The following is a 10,880-nucleotide window of genomic DNA, read 5'->3' as shown; positions in this document are numbered from 1 at the left end:
GTTAACCGATTGATATCAAGATTTCGGGCTGAAAAGATGCTTCCCATTGATGACGAAGCAATTGCATCAGCTGCCAGTCAAGATATCGAAGTTAAACCAATGAGTGCCGAATATGACGTTGAACCATCGGAAAAAGAAGTTTTGAATGTTATTTTGCCTCAATATTCTGAAAGCTTGGTCTATGGTGCAATCCTTGACGCTAAGACTTCAGAACATGCCTCGAGTTCAACTGCAATGAAGTCGGCATCTGATAATGCTGATGACTTGATTTCTTCATTGGAATTGCAGTATAACCGTGCTCGTCAGGCCGCAATTACGACTGAAATTACCGAAATTACTGGTGGTCAAGAGGCTCTTAGTCAATAGAAAAGATTTGAATGGAGGAATTAACTAACATGAGTACTGGTAAAGTTATACAAGTTATTGGACCAGTTGTCGACGTTGAATTCTCCTTGAACGATAAATTACCAGAAATTAACACAGCTTTAGTTATTCACGAAAGCGACGACAAGGATCTTGTTGTCGAAGTTGCCCTTGATTTGGGTGACGGCGTTGTTCGGACTATTGCGATGGATGGAACTGACGGTCTTCGTCGAGGTATGGACGTTGAAAATACCGAATCATCCATTAGTGTGCCTGTTGGTAAAGATACTCTTGGCCGAGTATTCAACGTTCTCGGAGATCCAATTGATGGCGGCCCAGAATTTGGCCCAGACGCAGAGCGTTGGCCAATTCACCGCGAAGCTCCAAAGTATGATGAATTGAATCCATCAACTGAAATCCTGGAAACAGGAATCAAAGTGATTGATTTACTGGAACCATACACTCGTGGTGGTAAAGTTGGATTGTTCGGTGGTGCCGGAGTTGGTAAAACCGTTTTGATTCAGGAGCTAATTCACAACATCGCCCAAGGACACAATGGTATTTCTGTATTTACCGGTGTTGGTGAGCGAACTCGTGAAGGTAACGATATGTACTTCGAAATGAAAGGTTCAGGAGTTCTTGAAAAGACGGCCATGGTTTATGGTCAGATGAACGAGCCTCCTGGTGCACGTATGCGTGTTGCCTTAACTGGTTTAACGATTGCGGAATACTTCCGTGACCGTGAAGGCCAAGATGTTTTGCTGTTTATCGATAACATCTTCCGATTCACTCAGGCTGGTTCAGAAGTTTCTGCTTTGCTTGGCCGAATTCCATCAGCCGTTGGTTATCAGCCAACATTGGCTACTGAAATGGGTCAACTTCAGGAACGAATCACGTCAACCAAGAAGGGTGCCATTACATCGATCCAGGCCGTTTATGTGCCTGCCGATGATTATACCGACCCTGCTCCTGCCACAACATTTGCCCATTTGGATGCCACAACCAACTTGGAACGTTCATTAACGCAACAAGGTATCTATCCAGCCGTTGATCCGTTGGCTTCAACGTCTTCAGCGCTGGATCCTGCCATTGTTGGTGAGGAACATTACGAGGTTGCGACCCAAGTTCAGCATGTGCTGCAACGATATCGTGAACTACAAGATATTATTTCAATTCTTGGTATGGATGAATTGTCAGACGAGGAAAAGACGATTGTTAACCGTGCTCGTCGAATTCAGTTCTTCTTATCTCAAAGTTTCTCTGTTGCCGAACAGTTTACCGGCTTACCTGGTAAGTATGTGTCCGTTCAAGACACTGTTAAAGGCTTCAAAGAAATTCTTGAAGGTAAGTATGATGACATTCCAGAAGATGCCTTCCGTAACTGCGGACCAATCGAGGATGTTATTGAGAACGCCAAGAAGATGAAGCAGGAAACACAAACTGAAGAGCAGAGTGCCGCAAACTAAGGAGGGATTCTAATTGGCTGATAATTCAGTTATTACCGTTAGTATCGTGACTCCCGATGGAAAAGTTTACGAGCATACTGCTAGTATGATAGTTGTTTCAACACAGTCGGGACAACTAGGAATTATGGCAAATCACGTTCCGATTATTGCGACACTTGACGTTGATGAGACGCGAGTCAAATACGACGACAAGGAAGACGATATTGCTGTCAACGGCGGCTTTCTCGAATTCTCAAACAATGTTGCAACAATCGTTGCTGATAGTGCCGAAACTCAAAATGACATTGACATTGCACGTGCTGAAAAGGCAAAGAAAAATGCGCAACAGCGTATTGAAGAAGCCCGTCAACGACAGGATAAAGCTGCGCTTGACCGTGCTCAAGTTGCCCTTCGTCGTGCGATCAATCGAATTAACGTTGCCGGAAAATAATCCGTTACTGATTGGAATTTCGGAAACTAAATATGATAGATCAAAAGCTGCTGCTTGAATTTAATCGAGCTGCAGCTTTTTTTTGCACCCAAGACATAGCTGTAGCGTTTCTCGACTTAGTTTGAGTTCTAATTCTTGAATTCACGACGGATTCAAGGTAAAATTTCGTTATCTTGTTTGTGAACCAAATATTTATGTTTGCGTTTTATGGGTTGTTTTCCGTTTTTTTTATTACTGTGGATGAATGATAATCTTCTGTTATATAGCGAGTAAGACTTATATTTCAAAAAAACAAACCGAAAAGTTGGGACAAGTTCGCGTCTTTATGATATAGTTGTCAATGAATTGGGGGAGACTCAAATGAATTCAATTGGCATTCAGGCGCTAATTACATTGATTACATACTTTTTGTTTATCGCTATGGCGTTTTGGAGTGTTCAGGAAATCCACATCGAGCGTTATATCCCATTGCGGGATATGCCGGGGAAATTGTTAATCGTACTTGTTTCAGTTGCGATTGGGTACGGCTGCAGTTCATTTTTCCTCTCTGTAATATTTAATATTCAAAATTTAATGTATTTAATTAAGTGATGTAGGAGGCGTTCTTGTGGAAAAAATTATTGTACATGGTGGAAATCCACTTCGGGGGACAGTACATATTGACGGGGCTAAGAATGCTGTTTTACCGATTCAAGCAGCTGCAATTCTTGCAGGTGAAGGAAAGACAGTCATCTCAAACGTTCCTTTGTTGTCTGACGTATATACCATGAATAAGGTATTGCGTTTCTTGAACGTGAAAGTTGATTTTAACGAAGATCAAAACGAAATTACCTTTGATGCTTCAACGGATCTGTCCAGTGAAGCGCCGTTTGAGTACGTGTCCAAGATGCGTGCTTCAATCGTTGTCATGGGGCCACTATTGGCGCGTTTAGGGCGTGCTAAGGTTGCATTGCCTGGTGGATGTGCGATTGGTTCTCGACCAATCGACCTTCATTTAAAGGGTTTTGAAGCATTGGGTGCAACGATTGAGCAGCATGATGGCTATGTTGAGGCAAATGCTCCCGAGGGATTGCATGGTGCTGAGATTTATTTGGACTTCCCAAGTGTCGGTGCTACCCAAAATATTATGATGGCAGCAACTTTGGCAAAGGGCCGCACGGTGATTCAAAATGCCGCCCGGGAACCTGAAATCGTTGACTTGGCAAACGTCTTGAACAAGATGGGTGCTAAAGTTGTTGGCGCTGGAACTGAACAAATCCGTGTTCAAGGCGTTCCTGAACTTCACGGGACCGATCATGCAGTTGTTCAAGATCGAATTGAGGCGGGAACGTTCATGATTGCTGCGGCAGTCACTCGAGGTGATGTCTTCATTGATGGCGCAATTCCAGAGCACAACAAACCATTGATTCTCAAAATGCGTGAGATGGGTGTCACCATTGACGAAAGTGACGACGGCATTCGTGTCATCGGCCATGACAATCTCAAGCCGGTTGACGTTAAGACAATGCCTCATCCAGGCTTTCCAACCGACATGCAGCCACAGATGACGATTTTGCAGCTAACGGCGGAAGGTAGTAGTTCGATGACTGAGACCGTCTTTGAAAATCGCTTTATGCACATGGAAGAGCTTCGTCGGATGAATGCGAAGTATACGATTTCCGGTCGGACGGTTGTGATGGATGGCCCAACAGATTTTAATGGGGCTGAAGTTGCTGCAACTGATTTACGAGCTGCTGCATCACTGGTCATTGCCGGCTTGGCAGCCAGCGGCTACACCACCGTCACCAACTTACAATATTTGGATCGTGGGTACCACGACTTCCATAAGAAGTTGGCCAGCTTAGGTGCCGAAATTAAACGTGTTAATATTGAAGATGATTCGATCGTTTTGAATCAATCACTTAAAAATCGTTCTTAGAAAAAAGGGGTTGGGATCGTAATTGATCTCAACCTTTTATTGTCTTCAGTCTTATTAGAAACGCAACTTTTATGTGTTATAATTATTTTTTGAGATTAAAGTTTTTCAGGAGGAAGTACACAGATGGCAAAAGACATTGGAATCGATTTAGGAACTGCCAACGTACTCATTTACGTTGCCGGGAAAGGAATAGTATTAAACGAACCATCAGTTGTTGCAGTCGACACCAGAACTGGCAAGGTTTTGGCCGTTGGCTCCGAAGCATACCGGATGGTCGGAAGAACGCCAAGCAACATTCGCGCCATTCGCCCATTGAAGGATGGGGTTATTTCAGACTTTGATATTACTGAAGAAATGCTGACATACTTCATCAATAAGTTGGATGTTAAAGGATTCATGTCCAAGCCAAAGATCATGATCTGTGCACCGACCAACGTTACTGAGATTGAACGAAATGCCATTATGCAGGCCGCTGAAAAAGCCGGCGGTGGACAGGTTTATCTTGAGGAAGAGCCAAAAGTTGCCGCAGTTGGTGCTGGAATGGATATCTTCCAGCCACGTGGTAATATGGTCATTGATATGGGTGGTGGGACTAGTGATATCGCCATTATTTCGCTAGGCGATATTGTTGCCAGCAAGTCAATTCGAGTTGCCGGAGACAAGATGAATAGTGAGATTGCCACTTATATCAAGCAAAAGCACAACTTGATTATTGGTGAACATTCTGCCGAAAAGATTAAGATCGAAATTGGAACTGCCAAGAAGGATGATACCGACGTTAAAACGATGGAAGTTCGTGGCCGTGATGCCGTTTCCGGAATGCCAAGAGCCATTACGATTGACAGCAATGAAATTGCCGAGGCGATTAATGACACGATTCAGTTGATTATCAGTGGTGCAAAAGAAGTCTTGGAAGTGATTCCACCTGAGTTAGCATCAGATATTGTTGATCGTGGGATTATGCTCACCGGTGGTGGGGCCCTACTTCGAAATATTGATACTGTGATTGCGGACGCACTAACAGTTCCAGTGATTATTTCCGAAAATCCATTGGATAACGTTGCCAAAGGTGCCGGGATTTTGTTGGAGCACTATATTAAGAACCCTAAATTGAAAGCTAAGGAACAAAAATAACAGGAGTCAAAGTGAAAAAAATTCTGATTGGTCTTGTTCATGGTTATCAGCGGTTTATTTCGCCCTTATTTCCGCCCACGTGCCGTTATTACCCAACTTGCAGTACTTATATGGTAACGGCTTTAAATAAGCATGGCGCGTTTAAGGGAGCCATTATGGGCATCGCTCGGATCCTTCGTTGCCACCCGTTTGTTAAGGGCGGCTATGATCCGGTTCCTGATCACTTCACAATTTTTAGGAATAAGGAAGCACGGGACGATTATCGTCAATCCATGCACCTGAAATGATCTTTGAACAAGGAGAATATGATGAGTAAAGCAAATAAAAGTATTAACGTTGAAATTAAAGATCGAACGGATTCAAATGGAGATGCGATCTCCGAATTGTTTATCAGTAAAAAAATGATCGGTTCAATTAAACAATTGAGCGAGGATAAGTTTGAAGCTGTTAACACCCATGACGAAGCGTTTCATGTCAAAACTTTCGATGAGGGTGTGACACAGTTAATAAAGGATTTTCATCTTCACCATTAATTTGGCGATCTTGAATGAGGAGGGTCTAATTTGGATACCAGTCGAAGAACCTCTAAGGATGACGAATCTCGGATAGACTGGGGAATTATTTTCTGTGTCTTGATGTTGGCACTGATCGGGTTGGCGTCGATTTACGTCGCTGCAACCCACGACTCCAGTGCAACCAGCGTCTTGAAACAGGTTGTTTCTCAATTAGTATGGTACGTGATCGGAATTGTTGCTGTGGTGATTATCATGCAGTTTGATTCCGAACAGCTGTGGAAAGTGGCACCAATTACTTATTGGCTTGGCATTGCCCTTTTGGCCAGCGTTTTGGTTTTGTATAGTCGAGCCTATTACGTTAACACCGGTGCCAAAAGCTGGTTTTCACTTTTCGGTTTAACGTTTCAGCCGTCTGAAGTCATGAAACCTGCCTATATCTTGATGATGGGGCGGGTAATTGTCTCACACAATGATAATTACCCAATTCGAACAGTGAGAAGTGATTTCTTGCTGATTGGGAAAATGTTGTTGTGGACGTTGCCGATTGCGGTGCTGCTGAAGCTTCAAAATGACTTCGGAACAATGTTGGTGTTCTTTGCTATCTTAGGTGGCTTGATTATTGTTTCCGGTGTCACATGGAAAATCATCCTGCCGTCAGCGATTACGATTTTTGGCTTAGCGGGGACGGTCTTAGCCCTGGTTATTCCCGAGTCGGGGCGGCATCTGCTGGAAAAATTTGGGTTCCAAGCCTATCAATTTGCCCGGGTTGATACCTGGCTGCATCCGTCATCGGATACGTCAAACCAGGGATATCAGCTTTGGCAAAGTATGAAAGCCATTGGATCCGGTGGCATTTTTGGGACTGGGTTTAATCAGTCACACGTGTACGTACCAGTTCGGGAATCAGACATGATTTTCTCCGTTATTGGTGAGAATTTTGGTTTCGTTGGTAGTTGTATTTTAATTTTGTTGTATTTTCTGTTGATTTATCAAATGATAAAGGTTACATTCGATACTAGAAATGTCTTTTACGCATATATCTCCACTGGTGTCATCATGATGATTTTATTCCACGTGTTTGAAAATGTTGGGATGAGTATCGGGCTATTACCATTGACCGGTATTCCATTACCATTTGTAAGTGCCGGGGGATCGGCCTTAATTGGAAACATGATTGGGATTGGATTAATTATGTCGATGCAGTATCATAATAAGAGTTATATGTTTGGTGAAGACAAAGAATTTTCATAAAAAGGTGGAATAATGATGGATACAAAATATTATTGGACTGAAGAAGATAATGGTGTTGTGACAATTGGTTTAACTGACGATGGCAAAAAGGAATTAGGAAACATCACATTTGTTTCACTTCCCAAAGTTGGTGCTGAATTAAGTACAAGCGATACGTTATTAAACGTTGAAGCTGACAAAGCCGTTTCAGATATTCCAAGCCCAGTTGCTGGAAAAGTGACTGAAGTTAATACTGCAGCCGTCAATGACCCTTCAATTTTGAATGGCAGTGACAAAGCAACTTCATGGATCGCTAAAATTCAAAAGTAAAAGTTCTTGACGGTTAAGTGAATTTTAGGTAGACTATCTAATAGTTTGATGAAGAAAAAATTACAAGATGAGTAGATAATTAGAAGCTGTCAAGAGAGCCCGGCATGGTGAGAGCGGGTCAGCAACGATTTTCGAAGATGGTCTTGATTAAAAATGTATCGGTGAGCTTTGGTAAGCCGGTAATGGGTAACGACCATTATTTCGTTGAGTATGACAATACTCGATAAGGCCATTGTTGAGAGATGATGGTGAATAAAGGTGGTACCGCGAAGCTTTTCGTCCTTTTGTAAGTCCTAAGCGATTTACAGATAGGCGAAAAGCTTTTTTTATACTTAAGGGGTGAACAATTTGATTCGATTTAAAAACGTGTCCAAGCAATACAGCACCAAAGATGGCGGTCTGACAGCCGTAAACGACGTGAATATTGACATTAACGATGGTGAGATTTTCGGAATTGTCGGATATTCCGGAGCCGGTAAAAGTACGCTGGTGCGGATGTTAGATGGCTTGGAAGCGCCAACCACCGGCGAAATTGATATTAACGGAACGGACGTATCCAAGCTGCATGGCCATCAGCTCAGGAAGCAACGGCAAAAGATCGGCATGATCTTCCAACATTTCAACCTGTTATGGTCGAGAACCGTTCTTGACAACATTGCGTTACCCTTGGAAATTGCTAAAGTGCCCAAGGGTAAACGCCTCAAACGGGCCGAAGAACTGATTAAGCTGGTTGGACTGGAAGGCCGCGAGCACTCGTACCCATCCGAACTTTCCGGTGGCCAAAAGCAGCGTGTCGGCATCGCCAGAGCCTTGGCAAACGAACCGACTATCCTGATATCTGATGAAGCTACCAGTGCATTGGATCCGGATACGACTAATGAAGTTCTGGACCTCCTCCTAAAAATTAACAAGGAAATGAACCTGACCATTCTCTTAATTACGCATGAAATGCACGCCATTGCTAAGGTCTGTGAACGAGTTGCGGTCATGGATAGTGGTCGAGTTGTTGAAACCGGATCGGTGTTTGAAGTCTTCCGTCACCCACAACAAGACATTACCAAGAAATTTGTCAGTGAGGAATTCACACCACAACAAAGTGACAACACCATGACGCTTGATGAATTGGTCAAAAAGTATCCGGACGGCCAAATTATCCGACTCGTCTTTCATGGTCCTCAAGCGGAGTTGCCAATTGTCTCAGATGTCGTAAAGAACTTCCCTGATTTGACGGTCAGCATCATTTCCGGTGCGATTCATCAAACACAGGAGGGGGCACTTGGGTCATTGGATCTCCAATTTGTTGGGGCAGAGAGTCAAATTAATGATGCCTTGGCTTATCTTAAAAAATTACGCGTTGAAACGGAGGTGATTCATCATGGGTAGTACAACTGGATTCAAATCTTACTTTCAATTCCATAATGTTGATTGGGGATCGATGATGTCGGCGACTTGGGAAACGGTTTGGATGACGCTGGTTTCAATGATTGTGATCGTGATTCTAGGCATTATTCTTGGCTTAATTTTATATGAGACCCGCAATAAACCGGGAATCGGCTATAAAGTTTTAAATTGGATTGTGGGTTTGTTTGTTAACATTTTCCGATCAATTCCGTTTATCATTTTGATTATCTTGTTATTGCCGATTACCATGAAGCTGGCCGGAACAATCATTGGACCACGGGCCGCTTTGCCATCATTAATCATTTCTGCAGCGCCATTTTACGCACGGATGGTTGAATCTTATTTCCGTGAAGTGGATGCCGGAGTTCTTGAAGCAGCCGAGTCAATGGGGGCAACGACCTGGGGCGTCATCACCAAGGTCTTGATTCCTGAGAGTAAGCCAGCGTTAATTGCCGGTGCAACCGTCACCACCATTTCGTTAATTGGGTATACTGCAATGGCCGGTGCGATTGGGGCTGGTGGACTTGGAAACCTCGCCTATCAAGATGGGTTTCAGGCCAGCAATAACACGGTGACCCTGGTCGCTACCGTGATTATCTGTTTATTTGTTTTCATCGTTCAGTTTGTTGGCGATATTTTCGTTAAGATCACCGATAAGCGAACACTATAATACATTATTACTTGGAGGGTTTCACATGAAGAAAAAATTATTGAGTTTATTCGCAGTTGTCTTCACGGCATTTTTGTTAGTTGGGTGCTCCTCATCGTCAAGTTCCAGCAAAAAAATGACGACTTTAAAAATTGGTGCCTCTGCCGTTCCTCACGCACAAATTTTGCGTCACGTTGCCCCGCAGCTTAAAAAAGAGGGCGTTAACCTCAAAATCACCACGTTCCAAGACTACACGATGCCTAACAAGGCTTTGGCAAACGGTGAACTGGATGCCAACTACTTCCAACACATTCCATTCTTAAAGCTTTGGAACAAGCAAAACCACGGTACTTTAGTAAATGCCGGTGGCGTTCATTTGGAACCAATCGCCGTCTTCTCAAAGAAAGTTAAGAAGCTCCAAGATCTCAAGAAAGGTGCTACGATCATCGTCAGCAGCAATGTTCCTGACTATGGCCGAATTTTGCAAATCTTCAAGGATGCCGGGTTGATCACACTTAAGAAGGGGATTGACATTACGTCTGCCAACTTCAGTGATATTGCCTCAAATCCTCGTCACTTAAAGTTCAAGCATAGTTACGAACCAAAGCTTTTGCCAACCATCTACAAAAACGGTGAGGGTGATGCTGTTGTGATTAACGCCAACTACGCCGTTGGTGCCGGTTTAAACCCAATCAAGCAGTCAATTGCGATTGAGAAACGAGATTCGCCTTACGTTAACATCATTGCCACACGTAAGGGTGATCAGAAGAAGCCAGCCATCAAGAAGTTGGTCAAAGCGCTTCAATCAACCAGTACACAAAAATGGATTTTACATCACTACAAGGGTGCTGTTCTTCCAGAAAAGAATGTTAAGTAATATCAATTATGTGCCGTCCGCTATATACTTAAGATAGTTATTAAGTTATAGGGGGCGGTTTTTTTTGAAAGAGAAAAGTGTTTTTCACGTCAATGGCTATCTGGGGTTGATTGCAACCTTGGTCCTTCTGGGACTTGGGGGGTATCTGCTGTGGATTGGCAGTCAAAATGGGTCAATGGGCGCGATCATTATTGGGGCAATTATTATCATTTTGGCCCTGTTGTTTGCCAGTTCGTTGACGATCATTCAACCAAATGAAGCCAAGGTATTGACGTTCTTCGGCCGATACATCGGGACCATTCGTAATTCCGGGCTTTACATGACTGTGCCTTTGACGAATAAGCAGACAATTTCACTGCGAGTTCGAAATTTTAACAGCTCGATTATTAAAGTGAATGATTCTAAAGGAAATCCTGTAGAGATTGCTGCGGTTATTGTTTATAAAGTCGTTGACTCGGCCAAAGCTATTTTTAGTGTTGAGGACTACGAACAATTTGTCGAAATTCAAAGTGAATCGGCAATCCGACACATTGCCAGTCAGTATCCTTACGATAGTTTTGATGATTC

The 10,880-nt window shown here is 43.2% G+C and carries 14 protein-coding genes and 1 other annotated feature; all 14 genes read left to right on the top strand.

Annotated features, from left to right (window positions below):
* Nucleotides 1-366, top strand: a 366-nt coding sequence (locus AB3112_RS04660) for a F0F1 ATP synthase subunit gamma (protein ID WP_367334036.1), incomplete at its 5' end; no start/stop codon positions are given.
* 29 nt (nucleotides 367-395) lie between these two features.
* Complete coding sequence (atpD, locus tag AB3112_RS04655; RefSeq protein WP_171031883.1) at nucleotides 396-1,829, top strand: F0F1 ATP synthase subunit beta; 1,434 nt, start codon at nucleotides 396-398, stop codon at nucleotides 1,827-1,829.
* Nucleotides 1,830-1,842: 13 nt separating this feature from the next.
* Complete coding sequence (locus AB3112_RS04650) at nucleotides 1,843-2,259, top strand: F0F1 ATP synthase subunit epsilon (protein WP_057909331.1); 417 nt, start codon at nucleotides 1,843-1,845, stop codon at nucleotides 2,257-2,259.
* Between the two features lie 360 nt (nucleotides 2,260-2,619).
* Nucleotides 2,620-2,850, top strand: a complete 231-nt coding sequence (locus AB3112_RS04645; RefSeq protein WP_084972685.1) for a DUF1146 family protein — start codon at nucleotides 2,620-2,622, stop codon at nucleotides 2,848-2,850.
* 16 nt (nucleotides 2,851-2,866) lie between these two features.
* A complete protein-coding gene (murA, locus tag AB3112_RS04640) occupies nucleotides 2,867-4,177 on the top strand; it encodes a UDP-N-acetylglucosamine 1-carboxyvinyltransferase (RefSeq protein WP_084972684.1) in 1,311 nt (436 codons plus the stop codon).
* A gap of 123 nt (nucleotides 4,178-4,300) precedes the next feature.
* A complete protein-coding gene (locus tag AB3112_RS04635; RefSeq protein ID WP_057909328.1) occupies nucleotides 4,301-5,311 on the top strand; it encodes a rod shape-determining protein in 1,011 nt (336 codons plus the stop codon).
* Nucleotides 5,312-5,322: 11 nt separating this feature from the next.
* A complete protein-coding gene (yidD, locus tag AB3112_RS04630) occupies nucleotides 5,323-5,598 on the top strand; it encodes a membrane protein insertion efficiency factor YidD (RefSeq protein ID WP_057909327.1) in 276 nt (91 codons plus the stop codon).
* A gap of 21 nt (nucleotides 5,599-5,619) precedes the next feature.
* A complete protein-coding gene (locus AB3112_RS04625; RefSeq protein WP_057909326.1) occupies nucleotides 5,620-5,844 on the top strand; it encodes a DUF2969 domain-containing protein in 225 nt (74 codons plus the stop codon).
* A gap of 30 nt (nucleotides 5,845-5,874) precedes the next feature.
* A complete protein-coding gene (locus AB3112_RS04620) occupies nucleotides 5,875-7,077 on the top strand; it encodes an FtsW/RodA/SpoVE family cell cycle protein (RefSeq protein ID WP_057909325.1) in 1,203 nt (400 codons plus the stop codon).
* Nucleotides 7,078-7,092: 15 nt separating this feature from the next.
* A complete protein-coding gene (locus tag AB3112_RS04615; protein ID WP_057909324.1) occupies nucleotides 7,093-7,386 on the top strand; it encodes a glycine cleavage system protein H in 294 nt (97 codons plus the stop codon).
* 51 nt (nucleotides 7,387-7,437) lie between these two features.
* Nucleotides 7,438-7,673: a binding site (T-box leader), on the top strand.
* A gap of 61 nt (nucleotides 7,674-7,734) precedes the next feature.
* Nucleotides 7,735-8,769, top strand: a complete 1,035-nt coding sequence (locus AB3112_RS04610; RefSeq protein WP_084972683.1) for a methionine ABC transporter ATP-binding protein — start codon at nucleotides 7,735-7,737, stop codon at nucleotides 8,767-8,769.
* On the top strand, nucleotides 8,762-9,457 hold the full coding sequence (locus AB3112_RS04605) for a methionine ABC transporter permease (protein WP_057909322.1): 696 nt from the start codon (nucleotides 8,762-8,764) through the stop codon (nucleotides 9,455-9,457). Before AB3112_RS04610 ends, AB3112_RS04605 begins: the two co-directional genes overlap by 8 nt.
* Nucleotides 9,458-9,482: 25 nt before the next feature.
* Nucleotides 9,483-10,313 (top strand): MetQ/NlpA family ABC transporter substrate-binding protein, encoded by an 831-nt coding sequence (locus tag AB3112_RS04600; RefSeq protein WP_084972682.1) that lies wholly within the window; start codon nucleotides 9,483-9,485, stop codon nucleotides 10,311-10,313.
* Between the two features lie 64 nt (nucleotides 10,314-10,377).
* The coding region (locus tag AB3112_RS04595) for an SPFH domain-containing protein (protein ID WP_367334035.1) at nucleotides 10,378-10,880 on the top strand (503 nt) is incomplete at its 3' end.

The organism is Lentilactobacillus sp. (assembly GCF_040773105.1).
Lineage (GTDB): Bacteria > Bacillota > Bacilli > Lactobacillales > Lactobacillaceae > Lentilactobacillus > Lentilactobacillus parabuchneri.
This window is presented reverse-complemented; position numbering and strand designations above follow the sequence as displayed.

What these genes read in the sequence shown, in the direction of transcription:
- atpD (WP_171031883.1), top strand. Translation starts at nt 396, where the DNA reads ATGAGTACTGGTAAAGTTATACAAGTTATTGGACCAGTTGTCGACGTT.
- AB3112_RS04645 (WP_084972685.1), top strand. Translation starts at nt 2,620, where the DNA reads ATGAATTCAATTGGCATTCAGGCGCTAATTACATTGATTACATACTTT.
- AB3112_RS04635 (WP_057909328.1), top strand. Translation starts at nt 4,301, where the DNA reads ATGGCAAAAGACATTGGAATCGATTTAGGAACTGCCAACGTACTCATT.
- AB3112_RS04625 (WP_057909326.1), top strand. Translation starts at nt 5,620, where the DNA reads ATGAGTAAAGCAAATAAAAGTATTAACGTTGAAATTAAAGATCGAACG.
- AB3112_RS04615 (WP_057909324.1), top strand. Translation starts at nt 7,093, where the DNA reads ATGGATACAAAATATTATTGGACTGAAGAAGATAATGGTGTTGTGACA.
- AB3112_RS04605 (WP_057909322.1), top strand. Translation starts at nt 8,762, where the DNA reads ATGGGTAGTACAACTGGATTCAAATCTTACTTTCAATTCCATAATGTT.
- AB3112_RS04600 (WP_084972682.1), top strand. Translation starts at nt 9,483, where the DNA reads ATGAAGAAAAAATTATTGAGTTTATTCGCAGTTGTCTTCACGGCATTT.